15 protein-coding genes are annotated in these 19430 nt (G+C 45.7%); 8 read left to right on the forward strand and 7 right to left on the reverse strand.

Features of this window, described 5'->3' with window-relative positions; translation table 11 throughout:
- Positions 1 to 474 (reverse strand): urocanate hydratase (locus tag LLG09_01185; GenBank protein ID MCE5195733.1); only part of this gene is annotated, 474 nt, incomplete at its 3' end.
- A gap of 299 nt (positions 475 to 773) precedes the next feature.
- Here LLG09_01185 and LLG09_01190 point away from each other — a divergent pair.
- From LLG09_01190 to LLG09_01205, 4 genes are all read left to right on the forward strand, one after another.
- Positions 774 to 1622: a GNAT family N-acetyltransferase gene (locus LLG09_01190; protein ID MCE5195734.1), complete on the forward strand. Its 849-nt coding sequence runs from the start codon at positions 774 to 776 to the stop codon at positions 1620 to 1622.
- A gap of 39 nt (positions 1623 to 1661) precedes the next feature.
- Positions 1662 to 2156, forward strand: a complete 495-nt coding sequence (coaD, locus tag LLG09_01195) for a pantetheine-phosphate adenylyltransferase (protein ID MCE5195735.1) — start codon at positions 1662 to 1664, stop codon at positions 2154 to 2156.
- A gap of 27 nt (positions 2157 to 2183) precedes the next feature.
- Positions 2184 to 2498 (forward strand): DUF1904 domain-containing protein, encoded by a 315-nt coding sequence (locus LLG09_01200; GenBank protein ID MCE5195736.1) that lies wholly within the window; start codon positions 2184 to 2186, stop codon positions 2496 to 2498.
- Between the two features lie 162 nt (positions 2499 to 2660).
- The gene (locus LLG09_01205) at positions 2661 to 3896 is read left to right on the forward strand and encodes a Zn-dependent hydrolase (GenBank protein MCE5195737.1); all 1236 of its coding nucleotides are present in this window, start codon (positions 2661 to 2663) and stop codon (positions 3894 to 3896) included.
- A 90-nt stretch (positions 3897 to 3986) separates the two neighbouring features.
- Here LLG09_01205 and LLG09_01210 read toward each other — a convergent pair whose 3' ends face one another.
- Entirely contained in the window at positions 3987 to 4529 is a 543-nt protein-coding gene (locus LLG09_01210) for a Gx transporter family protein (protein ID MCE5195738.1), read from the reverse strand.
- A gap of 22 nt (positions 4530 to 4551) precedes the next feature.
- Positions 4552 to 5589, reverse strand: a complete 1038-nt coding sequence (locus LLG09_01215; GenBank protein ID MCE5195739.1) for an FAD:protein FMN transferase — start codon at positions 5587 to 5589, stop codon at positions 4552 to 4554.
- A gap of 251 nt (positions 5590 to 5840) precedes the next feature.
- On the opposite strand from LLG09_01215, the gene LLG09_01220 reads away from it, so the two are divergent.
- Together LLG09_01220 and LLG09_01225 are read left to right on the forward strand one after the other, a co-directional pair.
- Entirely contained in the window at positions 5841 to 8357 is a 2517-nt protein-coding gene (locus tag LLG09_01220) for a peptidase M14 family protein (GenBank protein MCE5195740.1), read from the forward strand.
- Between the two features lie 144 nt (positions 8358 to 8501).
- Entirely contained in the window at positions 8502 to 9566 is a 1065-nt protein-coding gene (locus LLG09_01225; GenBank protein MCE5195741.1) for a branched-chain amino acid aminotransferase, read from the forward strand.
- Positions 9567 to 9845: 279 nt separating this feature from the next.
- Here LLG09_01225 and LLG09_01230 read toward each other — a convergent pair whose 3' ends face one another.
- The 4 genes from LLG09_01230 to LLG09_01245 all read right to left on the reverse strand — a co-directional run bounded on the left by LLG09_01230 (position 9846) and on the right by LLG09_01245 (position 15759).
- Positions 9846 to 10580 carry a hypothetical protein gene (locus LLG09_01230; protein ID MCE5195742.1) on the reverse strand — a complete coding sequence of 245 codons (735 nt, stop codon included), beginning with the start codon at positions 10578 to 10580 and terminating at the stop codon, positions 9846 to 9848.
- Positions 10581 to 11852: 1272 nt separating this feature from the next.
- Entirely contained in the window at positions 11853 to 13145 is a 1293-nt protein-coding gene (locus LLG09_01235) for a hypothetical protein (protein MCE5195743.1), read from the reverse strand.
- Positions 13146 to 13160: 15 nt separating this feature from the next.
- Positions 13161 to 13937 (reverse strand): C39 family peptidase, encoded by a 777-nt coding sequence (locus LLG09_01240; protein MCE5195744.1) that lies wholly within the window; start codon positions 13935 to 13937, stop codon positions 13161 to 13163.
- A gap of 1192 nt (positions 13938 to 15129) precedes the next feature.
- On the reverse strand, positions 15130 to 15759 hold the full coding sequence (locus tag LLG09_01245) for a flavin reductase (protein MCE5195745.1): 630 nt from the start codon (positions 15757 to 15759) through the stop codon (positions 15130 to 15132).
- Between the two features lie 228 nt (positions 15760 to 15987).
- Here LLG09_01245 and LLG09_01250 point away from each other — a divergent pair, with 228 nt between their 5' ends.
- Together LLG09_01250 and LLG09_01255 are read left to right on the forward strand one after the other, a co-directional pair.
- Positions 15988 to 16863: a glycyl-radical enzyme activating protein gene (locus LLG09_01250; protein ID MCE5195746.1), complete on the forward strand. Its 876-nt coding sequence runs from the start codon at positions 15988 to 15990 to the stop codon at positions 16861 to 16863.
- A gap of 64 nt (positions 16864 to 16927) precedes the next feature.
- Positions 16928 to 19285, forward strand: coding sequence for a glycyl radical protein (locus LLG09_01255; GenBank protein MCE5195747.1), 2358 nt, complete (start codon positions 16928 to 16930; stop codon positions 19283 to 19285).
- The last annotated feature ends 145 nt before the right edge of the window (positions 19286 to 19430 follow it).

A 19430-nucleotide genomic window follows, 5' to 3' on the forward strand; every position in this document is an offset into this window, starting at 1 on the left:
TTCCATCACTAAGGTAGAGCTTTGCGTCAGTTCGGCGAGGTATTTCTTGATCAGCCGATATTGCATCCAATTCTGGCAGACTTGTCCGGTTTCACCGTAAGTCACCAGTTCATAGGGGTAGAGAGCAGTGGCAAAATCGAGGTTGTTATCGATCATTACCTGAAATGCTTTGCCTTCAATACACTGGCCGTGGTATTCATCAATCGCTTTGCCGCGGATTTGTCCTTCCGGACGGAAGCGGTAACCGTAGATCCGGCCGCGGGTCAGTAATTCTTCCAAAAATTCAGCCGCCAGTTCTTCATGAAATTCGTTGGGAACATAACGCAGCGCATTTTGTAAGGCAAGTCGAATATCGCTGGCTGATAATTTAGCGGTGCGTTTGGGAGCCCGGCGTATTTCTGCTGCAAAAGCAGGTTGTGCCGCAGGAACATCAGCAGCAGTTAAACGAAGAGTATAAGGTGCATCGTAAGACATTAAAAAAACCTCCTCATGTCGTCATCGCGGGATTGGTAATCGCTGAGATCAGAAAGCAATTTAGCGTTCTGTTTATTTAGTTTAATTCCCAAGGCAGCAATGGGTTTCCTGCTTTTTTTGTGAAATTTGCAGCTGCTAAAAATAGCAAAGGAAAAGAGCAAGAAAGCCAAAAGCCGAAAAGGTATTTCCTCAATGAGGAGAGAATTTACTACCACAAGACGCATCAAAGCACTGATGTTAGCGCAATAGGGTGTGGCTAATCCATTTGATGTTGAAAAAAAGTTCAGGAGGAGCGAAACATGGATATGATCATCCGCCGGGCAAAATGGGACGATTTGGAGGCTGCTTGTGTGGTAGAAGGGGCCGCGATCAAAGGAGCGCAGTATCTTTCATTGGTTGCCGACGAATTTATCAATGATCCAATCGGTGAACTGAGCGTAGCCGAAGTGGACGGTAAGATTGTGGGTGTGGGCAAATTCACTGTGCTTTACGATGGCGGCGCTTGGTTGGAAACGTTGCGTGTCGATCCGAATTATCAGGGCAGAGGCATTGGCAAAGCGTTTTATAATCGTTTTTTTGAGAATGCCGCCCGCCTTGGTATCACACGTATGGGCATGTATACCGGTTTTACCAATCAGGTCAGCAAAGGCTTGGCCTTGCGTTATGGTTTTACAGTCACCGGTCAGTATCGGGGGGCTAATTTAGCAATCACAGCGCAGACCGCGGTGGATGAAACCGTCGCAGCGGATTTTCGTTTGCTGAATGAAGATGAAGCCGAGCAGCAGCTGGCAGGCATGGCGGAGAAGTGGAATGGGCATATGGTGATGAACCGCACTTTTTATCCGATGAATGCAGGACTTTACCGCGGCTTAGCTAGAGAAAACAAAGTCTTTTATGATGAAAAAGGAGATAATCTCGTCGTCTTAGGAGCCCGTTTCATTCCGCAGCAAGCTTTGCATATTGGCTTATACCGGGGCGATGCCAAAAAGTGCCTCGAATTTGCTAAAATTGAAGCAAAGAAGCGGCAGGTTCCCAAGCTGACCATCATGTTCCCGCCGCAGGCCGCCGATGTGCAGCAAGCTGTGCTTGAGGCTGGCTTTACTCTGGAAGGCGGCGATTGTATCGTCTGTGAATGGTATGCAAAATAACTTCGCTGCCGTTCTGTGGCTGAAGAGGAGGCTGACCTTATGAAAAAGCATATTGCGATGTATCCGGGGACGTTTGATCCGATCACCAACGGGCATTTGGATATCATCCAACGTTCCTGCAAATTGTTCGATGAAGTCTATGTGACGATCTTGCTGCATCCCACCAAGAAAACATTGTTTACGCTGGAGGAGCGCCTGGCTCTAATGCGCCAGGCAATCACAGACATGCCGCAGGTCAAGGTTACTTATTATACAGGTCTTACGGTCGATTATTGCCGCGAGATCGGTTCGGAAGTGATTATCCGCGGTTTACGTGCGATGATGGATTTTGAATATGAATTTCAAATTGCGGCGGCTAATCAGTATCTGGATGATGATATTGAGATGTGTTTTTTAATGACGCATCAGAATTTCGGTTTTGTTTCTTCTTCCACCGTGAAAGAGATTGCTTCCTACGGTGGCAAACTGGATGGTCTGGTGCCGCTCTGCGTGGCAAAGGCGCTCTATAAAAAATATGGTATTGTCAGGCAATAAACAAGCAAAGAAGGAGGATGATTTCAGATGCCGACCTTGATTTTTAAGGGAATCAAACAAGAAGAATTACAGGTGCTGGCGAAACCACTGGTCAACAAACTGACCGAAGTGATCCAATGCCGCAAGGAAATTTTAACGCTGCAGTGGCAGCCGGCGGTTTTCTTTGATGCGGAAGGTCAAATTGTCAGTAAGCCGTATGTGGATGTACATTGGTTCGTCAGACCGCAGGAAGTGCAGGATCAGACCGCCAAGACCATCGTAGAGATGATTAAAACCTTGGGTTATGAAAAAGTGAAAGTAAACTTTACCATCATGGACCGCAACGGCTATTACGATTTATAAAAAATCAGCAGGCAATGCTTTGAACGCCTTTTTTGAAAACGGGCAAGGCACTGCCTGCTTTTTCACTTGATCAGCAGGCTGGGCGGTCAGAGTTGTTTTTCTTGTGTTCGATTGCCGCTGCATCCGTGAGGCAAGCGGGTTGGAAAGGAGTAGAGATCCATTATGAAAAGTATGGTTTCTATCGAAAGAATCGAAAATGATTTGCAGAACCTGCGTCAGTTCGGCAAAACCGAGCAGGATGGTGTGACGCGGTTACCATTTACCGCCGAGGATAAGGCGGCCAGAGCCTATTTGCTGCAAGCGATGCAGGCGGCTGGGCTGCAGGTGCATCTGGACAGCGCTTCCAATGTTGTGGGGCATTGGCAGGGTTTGCAGCCGGAATTGCCTGTTTTGCTGATCGGCTCCCATTACGATACGGTGATCAACGGCGGTGCTTATGACGGTATTCTAGGCGTGGTTTGCGGTCTGGAAGTAGTCCGTGCCCTGCGGGATGCCGGTATCCAACCACAGCGTTCGCTGCAGTTGATCGCTTTCAACGATGAAGAAGGTGTGCGCTTCAAACGCGGATTCAGCGGCAGTCTGGCTCTGATCGGCCAGCTGAGCGAGGCGGAATTATACAGTGGTAAGGATATGAATGGAATTTCTCAGGCAGAGCTGATGCTGCAGCAAGGTTTCGTGCCGCAGCAAATCGCGTCGGCTCAGCGTCAGACGGAAGAAATCTTCGCTTATTTGGAATTGCATATAGAACAGGGACCGGTATTGGATCAAATCGGTTTGGATATTGGGGTGGTGACCGCAATTGTAGGCACGACGCGTTATTTTGTAGAGATCAACGGACAGGCAGACCACGCCGGTACCACGCCGATGACAATGCGCAAGGATGCTTTGGCCGCGGCAGCTGCGGTGATTGCCAAGGTGCCAGGCTATGCAGGGCTGGCCGATCCCAACGGGGTAGCTACGGTGGGTTACCTGAAGGTGGAACCTTGTGCTGTCAATGTAGTGCCGGCCAAAGTAATCTTCTCACTCGATATCCGCTCACAAAATGTGGAAGCGAAAGCTATGGTAGCGGCGCGCATTCTGCAGGAGGTTGAACAGGTCTGCGGGGATCAATTACAGCATCAGGTCACGCTGACCATGGCGGAAGAGCCGGTTGCCATGGACGCACATCTGCAGGATGTGATCGAACAGGCCGCCAGGCAGAACGGTTATACAGTGCAGAGAATGGTCAGCGGAGCCGGGCATGATGCGCAGATTGTAGCCAGAATCTGCCCGGTAGCTATGATTTTTGTGCCGAGTCAAGGCGGTCGCAGTCATTGTGCGGTGGAATATACCAGCCCGGAAGCCATTGCCAAAGGTGCTCAGGTTTTGCTCGATAGCGTAATTCAGCTGACAAAATAAGCATATGAGAACAAAAAGCGCTGCGGGTGAGTCGCCACTTGCAGCGCTTTTTTAGCAGCAGAAGCAAAGAATCGCAGCCGATCTTTGTGATTAACGGAGCAATGGCAGGAGCTGCTCTTTGTAGTTGGGCATGCGGCCGCTCTTCTGCAGCGAGCGCAGTAAGAAAAGGGCAGTGAAACCAATCGCTAAGCCGCTGATACTGCCCATCAGGATCAAAACCGGCAAATAAATCAGTAAACCAAAGGTCTGCATCAGCAGCATGGAGAGTATCATTTGAGCCACGTTGTGCGCCACCGCACCGGCTACGCTGATGGCCGGCAGAGAAAAACTGGGTGCAAAACGATTGGCCAGCCACCACATCACGCCAAAACTGAGCAAAGCACCGCTGCTGCTGAAAAGAAAAGCAGAGAAGCCCCCGCCAAAAAAACTCGCCAGCAAACAACGCAGCATAATCAGCAGCACGGATTGACCAAAAGGGAACCAAAAAAGGGCGGCTAAATTGATCAGATTGGCAAAGCCCAGTTTGGCACCGGGAAAAGGCAGAGCCGGCAGCGGTAGCATTTGTTCTACCATATGCAGAGCGAGACTGAGACTGAGACAAAGTCCCAGCCGAATCAATTGTTTGGTCGTCATTTTTACTCTCACCTGCTTTGTACTATTTGTTCAGCCGATAGGCCGGATTGGTCAATTCAAAACTGTTGCTTAAGCCGCTGCTAAGCGTGATGTTTTTGGCTTGATCAATCAGTACGTATCCGACTTCCGGGTAGTGCTGCAGCAGTGTGAGTCCCGCGTCTTTGCCCAAGACAAAGACCGCGGTAGAGAGCGCGTCGGCTAAGGCGCCGTCCCGGCAGATCATACTGGCGCTGATTAAATCGGAGGCAGCCGGGTAACCGGTTTTACTGTCCAGCAGATGGTGATAGCGCACACCATCCTGTTCAAAATAGCGCTCATAATCACCGGAAGTGGAAATGGTAGAATCGGTCAGCGGCAGAATGCCGACATAGTCATTGACCGTACCTCTGGGATCGGCGATGGCTGCCTTCCAGGCGATGTGGTTGGGTTTCTCGCCAACGGTCAAAAGATTGCCGTTGATCGAGATCAAAGCGCTGTCGATTTGATACTCCGCCAAAATGCGGAAAGCCTGGTCGGCGGCGAAACCTTTGGCAATGGCGCCAAAATCCAAGCCCATCCCGGCTTTGCTTAAAAACACTGTGCTTTCCGCCGCATTCACGACGATATCCCGATAATCCAAGAGAGGTAAGGCAGCAACAATTTCGGCTTCCGCCGGCCGATGCGCTCCGCCAAATCCGATCTGCCACAGTTTGACCAAAGGTCCAATGGCCGGATTGAAAGCGCCGTTGCTGGCCCCGGCAACCGTCAAGGCTTTTTGCAGAACTGCCATTGTCTGTTCGCTGACTTTGACCGGTGCGAGGCCCGCTTGCCGGTTGACGGTCAGCAGTTCGCTCTCCGTCAGGTTCACACTCATTAGCGTTTCCAAGTTTTGAAATTGTTGCATGAGAGCGTCGCCGGCAGCTTTGCTGTTCTTTGTCTCACCGTAGAGTTTGATCTGGATTAAACCACCGAAAGCAAAACCGGTAAATTCATAAGGTTCGGCGGATACTTGATTGCAGCCGCAGAGCAGAGCAATCAGCAGCAAGAGCAGCAGAAGTTTCGTTTTTATTTTCATCGGCATAAACCGCATTTTCCCCTTTCTCATCATGAGGGTAGTTGATACTTGTTTAGTTCTCTCTTTAGCAGTCCGGTCCCTTTTTCCGGCAGCCCCTCAAACGCAAAAGGTTATGAAAAAATATTACGTAACCGGAAGGATTTTACTGGCCGAATTGCTAATTAAATAAGAAAGGAGATTACTTTGAGACCAAAGCAGCGGCTGAAACCGTCGCTTTGGACAGGGGTAATTTCAAAATTAAAAAGGAGTGATAGTTCATGAGCCATGCTAAGATCACCTGTCCGACCAGTTTTTTTGGTCATCAACCGGGTGCAGCGCGTCAGCTGATTCGCTGGGAAAAAATCGTGGAATACTTTGAACAAATCGCAAAAGAAACCGACCGCATGATTTTGCAAAATGTCGGACCTTCTACCGAAGGAAATCCCTTTTTGGTTGCTTACATCTCTGCTCCAGAGAACTTAGCTCGTTTGGAAGAATATCGTCAGATCAATCTCAAACTGACCGACCCGCGCGGACTGGAACAAGCCGCCATCGATCAACTGGTGCAGGAAGGCAAGGCAATTGTCGTCCAGACGATGAGCTTACATGCCAGCGAAGTAGGCGGCACCCAAATGGCGCCCGAATTGGCTTATGATTTACTGACTGCCGAAACCGAAGAAGGCTTACGCATCCTCAAGGAAGTTATTTTCATTATGGTGCCCTGCTTCAATCCGGATGGCCAGATCATGGTGACCGATTGGTACAATAAATATCTGGGCACCGAATATGAGGGCTGCGGCATGCCGTGGCTCTATCACAAATATTGCGGACACGATAACAACCGCGATGCTTTCGCCTGGAATTTGATCGAATCCAGATATGTCGGCGAAATCCTGTTCAAAAATTGGCATCCGCAGGCCTTCCAGGATCATCATCATATGGGATCCTATGGCGCCCGTATTTATATCGCTCCTTACAGTGATCCGATTCATCCCAATCCCGATCCATTGGTTTGGAACGAACTCAGAATGTATGGTTCTCATATGGCCTACCGTTTGGAAGAAGAGGGCAAGCAAGGCGTGCTGACCGGCGGTCAATTCCCGGGCTGGGCGCATATGGGTTTCCATTGGTTTACCAATCATCATAATATTGCCGGTATGCTGACCGAATCAGCCAGCTGCAAGACAGCAACGCCGCTCTATATTTCTCCGGAACAGTTGGAAGGCGCCAAAGACCGTGTTTTCCCGGAATATCAACAGCAGGTCAATTTCGTCCATCCCTGGCCGGGTGGTTGGTGGACTCTCAGAGACATCGTAGAACAACAAAAGGTTACAGCCTGGGCCTTGCTCGACTGTGCTGCCCGCAACAAAGATATCATTTTGAGAAACTCCGTCAAAAAAGCGCAGCGGCAAACCGCGTTGGGTGCCAGTGAGAAACCGTATGGCTTTATTATTCCTATGGACAAACAAAACGATAAAGTGACGGCTCAAAAGTTGGTGAGAGTGCTGGAACAGCAGGGCATTGAACTGCATCTGGCCGACGAGACAATCAGCTCCGGCGATCTCAGCGCTGCTGCCGGCAGTATCGTTGTGTTTACCGCTCAACCAAAACGGGCTGCCATTCGGACCCTCTTAGCGCGAACCTTCTACAATGACAACTGGTTCTGCAAACGGGTGGACGGCAGGTCAAATGTCTATGATACCACCACCGATACCTATGCCGAATTCATGGGAGTGACAGTCCTGGAAGCCGAAAAACCCATTTTAGGCAAAACCCATAAGATCGAGAAGCTGGTTCCACTGCAAGGCAAGGTGGCGGATGCAAAGAAAATCGAAGCTTACGCTTTCAAAGCCAATTACAATGATTCGTTTATCCTGGCCAATATGCTGCTGGCGCAAGGATTTCCCGTTTGGCGGTCTGGTTGCTGCGGTAACTTCCTGACGGTGCCGGAGGCAAAAGAAGTATTGCAGGCCGGCGCTGCCAAATTTGGTTTTGAAGTCAGTGTTTTCCCGCATTCTTTGGCGGAAACGGAAAAAATGGAGTACAAGCCGGTACGTCTCGCGATTTACAAACGTTATCTGGGTGGCGCCATGGACGAAGGCTGGACTCGTCTCGTGATGGAACAATTCCAATTCCCCTTCATCACTATTATGGATCAGGATCTCCGGCAAGGTAATTTAATCGAAAAATACGATGTCATCTATATTCCGGCCGATCGCAAAGAAATGCTGACAGATGTGACCAAAGAAGCTGCTTTCGGCAGGATGCGTCAATATATGGGTGCCATACCGGAAGAGTATATCAGCGGCATCAAAGCAGAAGGCATTCAGGCACTCCAGGAATTCGTCAAAGCCGGCGGCCGTGTGGTTGCGCAAGCCGGATCCTGTGACTGGCTTGTGAAAGCGTTCGATCTTGGGCTGAAAAACGTGGTAGACGGCAAGACGATGGACGAATTCTTCACCAACGGCGCTACCTTACGCACCATCCATCTGGCGAATCCCATCAACTGGGGTATGCCGGAAGTGGGTTATACGCTCAATTTCGATAGTCCGGCGTATGTGATTACGGACAATAAGCATGCTGAAAATTATCAAGTTCTGGCAAAATATCCCGAACGTGATATTCTGCAGAGCGGATTATTGTATGGCGGCGATTTGATTGCCGGTAAAGCAGCGGCGGTCCGGGTTATTTATGGAGAAGGCGATCTCATCCTATTGGGTTATAACGCACAATATCGTGCCCAGACGGACGGCACCTACAAACCGTTCTTCAACAGTTTGATGAAGGTGAAATGAGCCTTTCTGTAGAACAAAATAAGGGAATGCGCTGCCAGGGTTCAGGCACAGCGCATTCCCGAAACAAGAAAGGCTTTCTGGTTCGAAGAGAGAGAGAGAAAGAAGCAAGCAGAGCCTTTCAGATGAAAGAGAGGATTTTAATCAATGGACATTAAGATTACCCGCACGACCAACCCCAAAGTACGGCCGGACGAAAGCAAACTGGGCTTCGGTAAGCTATTTACCGACCATATGTTTTTGCTGGACTATAACGAAGAAGAAGGTTGGCATGATCCCAGAATCGTTCCCTATGGGCCGATTGCGATGGACCCCGCTTCGATGGTTTTGCATTATGCTCAAGAAACATTCGAAGGCTTAAAAGCTTATCGCCGTGCCGATGGGCGCATTCAATTGTTCCGCCCCGAAGCCAATGCTGCCAGGATGGAACGCAGCAATCTGCGGATTGCCATGCCACCCGTGCCCAAAGCAGACTTTCTGCAGGCAGTGCGCGCACTGGTCAAAGTAGATCAGGATTGGGTGCCTCGTCTGCCGGAAACCTCTCTCTATATTCGCCCCTTCTGCTATGCAACGCAAGCCTCCGTCAGTGTGTCTGCCTCCAAAACCTATCAGTTTATCGTTCTGCTCTCGCCCTCCGGATCCTATTACCCGGAAGGTGTAAATCCGGTCAGGATTTTTGTGGAAGATGAGTTTGTGCGGTCGGTCAAAGGCGGTACCGGTGAAGCGAAGACCGGCGGTAATTATGCCGCTTCCATCATCGGTCAGGTCAAAGCGAAAAAGCTCGGCTATTCACAGGTGCTGTGGCTGGATGGGATTCATCGGAAATTTGTTGAAGAAGTCGGCACCACCAATATCATTTTTAAGATTCATGGTGAGATCATCACTCCGCCCCTGGATGGAACCATTTTACCGGGCATTACCCGCGATTCCGCATTGACCTTGATGCGTCATTGGGGATTGAAGGTCAGCGAACGCCAGCTTTCCATTGATGAAATCGTGCAGGCTTATGACGCAGGTCAGTTGGATGAAGTCTTTGCTGTCGGCACTGCCGCCGTGGTTTCTCCGGTTGGTGAATTGTTCTACAAAGGCAAGAAAATGATCATCAACAACTTTAAAAACGGCGAAATTGCCCAGAAAGTCTATGATACCTTAACCGGAATCCAATGGGGCAGAATACCCGACGAATTCGGCTGGACACAGATTGTCGATTAGTTCAAAATAGGTAAATACAAGACAATCCCGGATGTAGAAAAATAAACAGCTCTCCATGCAGTAGACACTCGAAATAACAAAAATTCGAGACTACGCTATGGGGAGCTGTTCAACTAAACACCGTCCTATTCGAACGGTGTTCTGCACGGAAGAAGAGCTTTTTTAAACCCGATAACTCTGCTTGGGGAAGTAAAGCAATCACCGAAGGAAATTGTACCGTCGGCGGTTATAAAAGAGAAAACCGGTGTTTCCCTTGAAGAACACGAAAAAGAACAATGTCTATCTACTGACTGACACTAAGTCAGCTTGAATGGTCTTTACTGCAACTTGAGCGTCATTTGCAAGGTCCTCAGCTTCCTGCCGATCAACGATCTTATAGTCTCCCTGGTTGATGAGCATGACCACCTTGCCATCGGCTTCAAGAACTTCACAGCGAACCAGATAGACACGGTCATCAATTGTCAAAAGGCGGGCATAACTACCTTCCTCAGAAACGCTGATCGTAAAAGTATTGCGAAGCTGTGTGGCAGCCATGATATTCAGTGAAGTAAAAGCAAGTGTAAAAGCTAGAAAAACAACCCAAACGACGGTTGTTTTTTTTACTGCGTTCAGGAGTCGATAGGAAAGCAGTAAAAGAGCGACTCCTAACCCAATAGCCAGATAAGGAGCAAGCCGGGAATTTACATAGCTTTCGCTAACCTTTGTCGCAAGAAACGTCAGAGCAACTGCGATAGGGAAATACAGCCACTTTTTTGAGGTAGGTTTGAGAAAAAACGGAATCTGCAGGAAACAGCTAACAGCAAGCGGAACCGTCGCCAGTTCTGCCAGAAAAATAGTGGGACTGCCACAGGAATACGCCCTGGTAAAGGGGACAAATACAGAGATGCCGAAGTAACGAAAAACGAAAAAGACAAATAGAGAACCAGAGATGCATTGGCATAAGCTTACCAAAAAAAGGAATCCACCCACTTCCAGCATTGTAAATTTCTTTTTTACTTCAAACTCACTTTTCATCTGTCTCCACCAAAACCTTTCCGTAATGAAAATGGATAGTTCAATTAGGCGCGCTGGTTATTCTTGATCAACGTAAATCAAAGGCTGATTGTTGCTCTTCATATCAGATATTAATGTCTAGTGCGCAGAAACTATCTCCTGTATTATCAAACAATAATATGTTACTGTAAGGCTTATCCTGGTTAATCTTGCACTAAAACCAATTTTGACATATGGGGCACTGCCAGTTATAGTTCTCCCGCCAATCTGCATATGTTTGGCATGCATTGCAATAAGGTGCCAAAACCTCTTCACTTGATATGAAATGTTGTCCAAGATAATGCTCAAAGCTACAGATAGCTATTCCATACAAAGCAATCTGCCATCTACCAGTTGTTATCATTGTAGCTATAGTTATAAAATCCTCAAAAGTAAAACTCCTCATAGCACCACATGCATAAGACATTTATCTTGTTCTGGATACTAAACCGCTAATCTTGTCATGAACCTCCAGCAATCTATACAACAGAGGATTTAGTAACAATTTATCACAATATGAATTTTACTATATAAAAGACAATTGTCAATATTAAATTAAATTCAAAATAAATATATTCTATGCGGAAATATTATGATATGAAATAGAAAAATAAGATTATAGCATGCTTTGGCTTTTTTAGCTTTCATTTACTGGAAAAAGCGATGGAGTGTAACCAAAAACTCCAGATTACAGATGCCAATTTTCACTGATGATTCATAGTAAGTTGCGCAATGTTACAATAATAGTAATATTGATCTGAGATTATGATCGTGCAGTAGATAGAAGAAGGGTGTTACTTCAATTTTGCTGCAGGCTTTGAAAAAATTACTTGCTTTTTAATGAAATCAAATGCTTCACAAGCAGGATTAAGGTAACACCACAACAGACGCAATATTGAAAGAAAAATGGTAAAACAGAGCAATGAATAGACAAATAACGTTGTCGGAACTGACCGATGAATTGTCGTAGGTTAGAATGCGGAAAAAGGAGTCACTGGAGCAGAAGGAGCGCGTCATACCATGGAACGAGTGGATAGGGTGAGTATTTCCGACTGTGGAGCGCCAAACCGGGCTCATAAGGACCTGGTGTACTCAGATAGGGATCATCTGACTTCAGCGTGACGGCAAACATAGGGTATTTTTTACTTTTCTTCCAATTGAGCAGGGACTCGCTTTTATTGGATGGCATTGCGCGGTGTTGCCCTAAATAAAAAGGAACAGCGACCGTTTAGCCGCTGATTCCTAATTGTTAATTCACTTTATATAATGATAATACAGCCTAGGTTTTAAGCCATTTTCTGTCATTACATGTTCATACCATGTCAATACTTTGCCAGTACGTAAAATTGGATAATTGACTAAATGCCCCTCTTCCTTTCCAATAATTGTGTACAGTAACTGCTGCTTGATATCCAGAATAACTAAAGCATCCGTATCTGGGCTTAGGGCATACCAAGCACACATAGTATCAATACATCCAGTAATAGAAAAAGAATTACGATCGTGTTTAGAATAGATTGATAGATTACTATTGACTTTTAATTTCCAAGTAAAGTCACTTAGATCTAGAACTACAACTTCAGCGTCATAAAATGTCTTATTTGGTTGACTGGACGCGACTAGATAACCATTAGTCAATGTAGGATTAATTACATTTTCTGGAGTTATTATTTTCTTAGATTCGCCAGTGTCAATGTTGTATAAGACGCAAAAACCTTCATACAATCCATCCTTTCTGAAGAAAGCTTCAGGCCAAGTAATCAAATTACCATAAATACTTGGTGCACCAAATGAGTTATTAAAGGGATCGGATTTTAATTCTCCAATTATCTTTATCTCCTCAGTAGAAATCTGAAAAGTTTTAATGATTGGAACAATTATCCCTTTAGCATTCTTAGCGAAACCAGGATATACAATGAAGTCTCCATCAATATCTATAAGCTTAGGACACAAATATGAGTCAGGATAATTATTGTCAACACGTAGGCCTTGATCATAATCTATTAGGGTGAGTTCTTTTGTCTGGATATTTAACATATACACAGCCCAATCTGTACCTTTGGTTGGATTTGGTATTGTTCTTGCATTAGGGCATTCAGACCATACAACATAAGGTTCTTGGTAAACACCATACTTTATCTCACGCTTCCGGTCCCCCATTACGTTTTCAAAAAGAACTTTCTTCTTACCTTCTTTTGGGATAGATACGAGATCAAAAGTAGTTCCGTCTTCAATCATGATTAAATTACGATTCTTATCAAAGCCAAGGAAGGTTATTAAACCATTTTCAAAATCGAAATAAGCGGTCTCTCCCAACACACCACTTTCTTCTAAAACATCTTCGATATTACCTTGTGGGATCTGATCATTTGTTAAGTATTCAACTTTTGTATCTAATGGAGTTGGCTCAGGAATACTATCAACAGTGATAGGAGGTTTACCGATATTCGTTTGATTCAAATCAGGAACATTTGTAGGAAGATTATTACAACTAGTAAGAACTAATGCAATTAGAAAAAGCAACAATTTTAAAGATATTTTTTTCATAAAATCTCCTAAAATTTAGTAGACTAACCCTCTGTCATTCGTTAATATTGCCATACGCTGAAAAGAAATTTCTACATGTCTTGTAGGTAGAAACATATCTTCTGAAGGAATCGAATCATAATAATATAGTATACGAGCCGAAGGGTCAGTGCTATCAAATCCTTCTCCAGCAACATAGTGACCTATTTCGGATTGAGAAAGACCTGTCCCCCCGTCATAATAAGCAAAATAGACTGATGAATTGGCAAGTTGATGACCATTAATAACTACACCGTAATTTCCAAGCAAAGTCGTAATTGTTGCATTTGCAAACTCCATTGGCCATGAAGATAAAGTGCTTCCATACATGATAGCATAATTGAACCAATTTCCGTTAACGCCATTATAAAGATTCAAAGCCGGGGCTATATTACCTAAATATGTGCCATCGATTGTTGTATACATATCTTCTTCTAAATCATCAAAAGATACATAAATTTCGCGTCCAGCTAAAACAGCTTTTGCTGCTGCTGGACCACAATTAAATTCTTCATCTTGCTCTTGCCCCGGCAAATCTAAGTTTTTGTACATATAGTCACCAGGATTGGTCCTTAATACTACATCATTACCATAACCAGGTAAATAATCCGATAACGTAGTATCTGGATAAAACTTTCCTAACAAACTATCTAATTTTTCAATTTCCTTTGCGTTTACACTATTTGTATCCTTAAAGTATTTTTCGCGTATCAACATTATTTCTTTACATGCTTTGGCTTTTTCTTTCGAATAATTGATTTCCTGTGCTGTCAATTCCCTACCTATTCCATTTTGATCTCCTATTATTTGTCTAGCTTGATTAATTTTAATCTCATTTGCATAGGCAATACCATTTAATAAGAAAGAAACAACGAGTATGAAGGTTAAATATTTTCATATTCTATTCATTTTTTCTCCTTTATTATTTGTTTAAATAGTGATAATGGCTTCCTCGCTTCAGAATGATAAATATCTACAAATCCTCCTCTCATATAAGTTATCAAAAATACTGGTTTATTCAAACATTACAACATTCCAAGTGCTTTGGATAAATCGAATGTCATTGATTGCTTTTTATCTTCAAGCAGTAGATTGAGAGTGTGTGAAATTCCGGAAATGTAAAAGATATCTATCTTGTTCTGGATGTTGAACCGCCAACCCTGTCATGAGTCTTTAGCAATCTATGCTATAGAGGATTTAGAAACTATTTATCACTATATGAATTTTATCATATTATATACGAATGTCAATATTAAATTAAATTCGAAAATAATATATTCTATGTGGAAATATTATGAAATTAAATAGAAAAATAATATTAAAGCATGCTTTAATTTTTTTACTTTCATTTATTGGGCAAATAGAGGAAAAGAATTACTGGAAATTTAGATAACAGATACAATTTTTGTTGATAATTCAATGTAAATTACACAATATTTCAATAATAACAGAATTGATCTGAAATCATGATTTTGCAGTAGGTTGAAGATGGATGTTATTTTTGATCTGCTGCAAACAATGAGAAAATTAATTGGCTTTTTTGACGGAATCAAGTGCTTAACAAAGCAACATAAAGAGTCAAATAATTTAATTGAGTGAAGACAGAGCGGGTTTATATGCTAATCGAAATGTTGAACCCGGGTGGTAAATTTTAGATTGAAAAATACAGTAAGCTATAATAAGATTTTCATGATGCCCTGGCTTATATTGGCTTGCTATATTAGGCGGCTGTAATCCGTAAGTCGCACGATCCAACAAGAGCTTCCTAAAAACTATTTCAATAGTCTGTTAATAGTTGATAATTCTAAACTAAAAAGATAATACACCAATTGGTTGTACAATATAATGAGAGGTAGGCTACCCAAAGAATGGATAGCCGACCTCCTGAATAGTTTTTACTCGAACAATGCAAAGCAGTTATGTGCTTCCGATCTTTGGAATAGAGCATTTGCTGTTTCAGATAGAACTAAACTTTGACAAACATGTTTTTGCCTACACCGCAGACAGGGCAAGTATAGTCATCCGGTAACTCTTCAAAGGGGATTGTACCATCATACTCGTAATGGCAGACACTGCAGACCCACTTTGCCGGCAGCTTGACCGGTTCTGCCGGTTTACTCTGCTTGCCGCTTTTGAGAATCCGGTAATCGGCATAAGTCATGGGAGGGACATCTTTGATATTGCGCGCTGCTGTGACATCAAAGAGGAATAGAGTATGAGTACCTAAATCGAGCGTCTCTACGACGGTTCCTTCATAGACCGCACAGACACCTTCCGTCAGGTAGGGGCAACCGTTGGCATCTGTCTCGTGCGGGTAGTTGCTGAGTTTATCCACAGTATGCCCGCTCTGCATACCAAACCAATTGAACACATCGAGCTTCGCTTCCTGGGAGAGTACGGAAACAGATAATTTGCCGGTTTTGATCAGCAATTCGTGGGTGAAATGTGTTTTAGTCGCGGTTGCGACACAACGCAGCGGATCGCTGGTGACTTGCATTATTGTATTCGTGATACAGGCATTTTGCCGGCCGCCGTCGGCTGCTCCAATCAGAAACAACCCGTAAGTCAATTTAAATAGAGCAGAGGTTTCCATCATCTGATCGCTTCCCTTTCTTTGTCTGAATTTGAATGAGCTTACTCTGTTAATGTTCGGTCAAATAGGGAGAATTCCTTCTTCTTGCCTGGCATTATCCATTTTGCTGCCGCTGCTGCAGCAGGATTTCCAGCGAAAACAGCGAAATAAACAAGCGATACAAAACGAGAAGCATTGTGGTTTCGGAGATTTACACGTTTTTTATTTTATTTCAATCAGCGAGGTAATGGCATGGAAGGTCTGGTTTTTGATGTTCGTCGCTATTCAACACAGGACGGTCCCGGGATTCGGACCACTGTTTTTTTCAAAGGCTGTCCTTTGCGCTGCCAGTGGTGTCACAATCCGGAGAGTCAATCGTTTGCGGCAGAGTTGATGCGCCAGCCTGAGCTATGTATCAGCTGTGGGCGCTGCCTGACGGTTTGTCCTGTCAGTTTAGGTGAAACGGATACCTGCCAGCAGTGCGGCGCCTGTGCAGAAATTTGCCCGGCGCAGGGACGTGTGATGGCAGGTTCGATCCAAACAACAAGTGAAGTGATGCAAAAAATCCGCCGTGATCTCTTATTCTACGATCAATCCGGCGGCGGTGTGACGTTTTCCGGCGGAGAGCCGCTCTGTCAACCGGATTTTCTGCTGGAACTGCTGCAAACCTGCGGCAAAGAAGGCATTCACCGGGCAGTGGACACCAGTGGATTTGCGGCTTGGGAAGTGCTGCAGCCGATTGCTGCCGAAACCGATTTATTCCTCTATGATCTAAAAATCATGGACAGCGAGCAGCATAAAAAATATACCGGGGTAGGGAACGCATTAATTCTGGCTAACCTGAAGAAACTGATCCGGTCTGGCCAGCATGGTATCATCAGAATGCCATTGATTCCCGGCATTAATAACGCGGAAGAGAATTTGCAGGCAATGGGGAAATTCCTCGCTGCAACCGGCGGCAGTTGGCCGGTAAACCTGCTTCCCTTCCATCAAATGCAAAAGAGTAAGTATCAGAAATTAGGCCGCACCTACCAATTGAGCGAAACAGCCATCCCAACGGCAGCAGAGATACAAGCAGCCGTCCTTTTGCTGCGCAGTTTTGGTTTACAGGTGAGCAGTATCGTCTAGTCAACCCAAATTGGCGGTTAGACTACCATGAATGATCTAACAGAATGAAAAGAGGGATTTTTTGATGAATGAACGCATTGCACGCTTGCGTCAGCTCAGCCGCGAGGCACAGCCTGCTTTTTCAGCGGAGCGGGCGAAATTGGTGACTGATTTTTATAAAGCGAATGACGGCAAGTATTCTGTCCCCGTAATGCGGGCGTTGAATTTTTATCATTTATGCGATCAAAAGACCATCTATTTTGGCGAAGATGAGTTGATTGTCGGCGAACGGGGCGGCGCTCCCGCCGTCGTACCTTCTTTTCCGGAACTGACTTGTCATTCTCTGGAGGATTTGGATATTCTCAATTCCCGGGAAATGGCGAGTTATCGGGTCACAGCGCAGGACCGTCAGTTATATGAAGAAGAAATTATCCCATATTGGCGCGGCCGCAGCCTGCGAGACAAAGCATTTGCCGAAATCGATACAACCTGGAAATCGCTGTATGAGGCTGGTTTATTCACCGAGTTTATGGAGCAAAGGGCGCCGGGTCATACGTCTTTGGACGGTAAAATCTATCAAAAAGGGATGCTGGATTTTATCCGCGCCATTGAGCTGGCGCAAAGTAAGCTGGATTGGCTGGAAGATCCGGAGGCTGGCAGTAAAAATGAAGAATGGAAAGCCATGATCATCAGCTGCCGGGCTGTGATCCGCTTTGCCGAACGGCATGCCGAACGGGCAGAAGCCATGGCGGCCGTTTGTCAGGATACCAAGCGGCAAGCGGAACTGCTGAAAATCGCGCAAGTCTGCCATCGGGTTCCGGCGGAGGCGCCGCGTGACTTTCAGGAAGCGCTGCAGATCTACTGGTTTGTGCATCTGGGCACCATTACAGAAATGAATGGTTGGGACGCGATGAGCCCGGGACACCTGGATCAGCATCTGACGCCGTTTTACGAAAAAGGAATTGCCGAAGGTTCTTTAACCAGAGAACAAGCCAAGGAATTGTTGGCGTGCCTCTGGATTAAATTCAACAATCACCCCGCTCCGCCGAAAGTGGGTGTGACTGCCCTGGAGAGCGGTACCTATAACGATTTTGTCAATATCAATATCGGGGGCCTGCATCGGGATGGCAGCGACGCGGTCAGCGAGGTTTCCTATCTGCTGCTGGAAGTCTTCGAGGAGCAGCATCTGCTGCAGCCGCAGTGCAACGTGCAGATCAGCGCCAAGACACCGGAACATTTCCTGAAGACGGCGGCGAAGATTATTCGCAAAGGCTACGGTTATCCTTCTATTTTTAACACGGATCAGGTTGTAATGGAACAGGTCAGAGCCGGTAAGAGTATCGAAGATGCCAGGGAAGGCGGCAATAGCGGCTGTATTGAAACCGGTTGTTTCGGCAAAGAAGCCTATCTGCTGACCGGTTATCTGAATGTGCCGAAAATTCTGGAATTAGTGTTGAACAACGGTGTCGATCCCTTGACCGGTAAGACAATCGGTCTGAAAACCGGCGATCCAACACAGTTTTCTGATTTTGAAGCCCTGTATGCTGCTTTTGAACGGCAGCTGGAATTTGTTGTCAATACAAAGATCAAAGTGAATAATTATCTGGAATATCTCTACCGGCGTTTCGCGCCGGCGACGTTTCTTTCTGTTTTAATGGACGGCTGTATTGAAAGCGGACACGATTATTATGACGGCGGGCCGAAATATAACACAACCTATATTCAATGCTGCGGTATCGCTACCATTACAGATAGTCTGTCGGCACTGAAAAAGCATGTATTTGAAGAGAAAACGATTTCAATGGCACAGCTGCTGACGGCGTTAGCGCAGAACTTTGCCGAGCAAGAACCTCTGCGCCAATACCTGCTCAATAAAACTCCCTTCTTCGGTAATGATGAGGACGAGGCGGATTTGCTGATGCGGCGCGTTTTTGCTTCTCTTATTCAGAACATCGAAGGTCGCAGCAGCACCAAAGGTGTTACTTATCATCTCAATATGCTTTCTACTACCTGCCATGTTTACTTCGGCAAAATGCTGGGAGCGACACCGAACGGTCGTCTTGCTCTGCTGCCGGAATCGGATGGTACTTCCCCCTCACAAGGTGCTGACCGCAACGGTCCGACCGCCGTTGTAAAATCCTTGGGTAAAATGGATCAGAGTCTGACCGGCGGAACTCTGCTCAACCAGCGCTTTCTGCCGTCGGCTTTGGCTGGCGAAGAGGGGATTACGAAATTGACGCAGCTGGTGCGCACTTATTTCCGCTTGGGCGGTCATCATATTCAGTTTAATGTGGTGGATACCGAAACGCTGCGCAAAGCGCAGGCGGCCCCTGCGGAATATCGTGATTTGTTGGTACGGGTGGCTGGTTACAGCGATTACTTTGTCAACCTGGATAAGTTCCATCAGGAAGAGATCATTTCCCGCACCGCCCAGGAAATGTAAGCAGGAGCCGTCGCCAATCACAAATAAAAAAACGGCAAACCTGCGGTTTTTTGCTAATGATACCGTTGAACAAGAAAAATATCCCTGCTGTTGCCGTGTGTTACAGGGCAGCAGCAGGAATATTTTGGCTAAAATTAGGTTTTCC

It is taken from the genome of Negativicutes bacterium, from assembly GCA_021372785.1.
Lineage (GTDB): Bacteria > Bacillota > JAAYKD01 > JAAYKD01 > JAAYKD01 > JAJFTT01.

Excerpts from the sequence above, each read along its gene's own strand:
- LLG09_01190 (MCE5195734.1), top strand. The coding sequence starts at position 774 with ATGGATATGATCATCCGCCGGGCAAAATGGGACGATTTGGAGGCTGCT.
- coaD (MCE5195735.1), top strand. The coding sequence starts at position 1,662 with ATGAAAAAGCATATTGCGATGTATCCGGGGACGTTTGATCCGATCACC.
- LLG09_01200 (MCE5195736.1), top strand. The coding sequence starts at position 2,184 with ATGCCGACCTTGATTTTTAAGGGAATCAAACAAGAAGAATTACAGGTG.
- LLG09_01205 (MCE5195737.1), top strand. The coding sequence starts at position 2,661 with ATGAAAAGTATGGTTTCTATCGAAAGAATCGAAAATGATTTGCAGAAC.
- LLG09_01210 (MCE5195738.1), bottom strand. The coding sequence starts at position 4,529 with ATGACGACCAAACAATTGATTCGGCTGGGACTTTGTCTCAGTCTCAGT.
- LLG09_01215 (MCE5195739.1), bottom strand. The coding sequence starts at position 5,589 with ATGCCGATGAAAATAAAAACGAAACTTCTGCTGCTCTTGCTGCTGATT.
- LLG09_01220 (MCE5195740.1), top strand. The coding sequence starts at position 5,841 with ATGAGCCATGCTAAGATCACCTGTCCGACCAGTTTTTTTGGTCATCAA.
- LLG09_01225 (MCE5195741.1), top strand. The coding sequence starts at position 8,502 with ATGGACATTAAGATTACCCGCACGACCAACCCCAAAGTACGGCCGGAC.
- LLG09_01230 (MCE5195742.1), bottom strand. The coding sequence starts at position 10,580 with ATGAAAAGTGAGTTTGAAGTAAAAAAGAAATTTACAATGCTGGAAGTG.
- LLG09_01235 (MCE5195743.1), bottom strand. The coding sequence starts at position 13,145 with ATGAAAAAAATATCTTTAAAATTGTTGCTTTTTCTAATTGCATTAGTT.
- LLG09_01245 (MCE5195745.1), bottom strand. The coding sequence starts at position 15,759 with ATGATGGAAACCTCTGCTCTATTTAAATTGACTTACGGGTTGTTTCTG.
- LLG09_01250 (MCE5195746.1), top strand. The coding sequence starts at position 15,988 with ATGGAAGGTCTGGTTTTTGATGTTCGTCGCTATTCAACACAGGACGGT.
- LLG09_01255 (MCE5195747.1), top strand. The coding sequence starts at position 16,928 with ATGAATGAACGCATTGCACGCTTGCGTCAGCTCAGCCGCGAGGCACAG.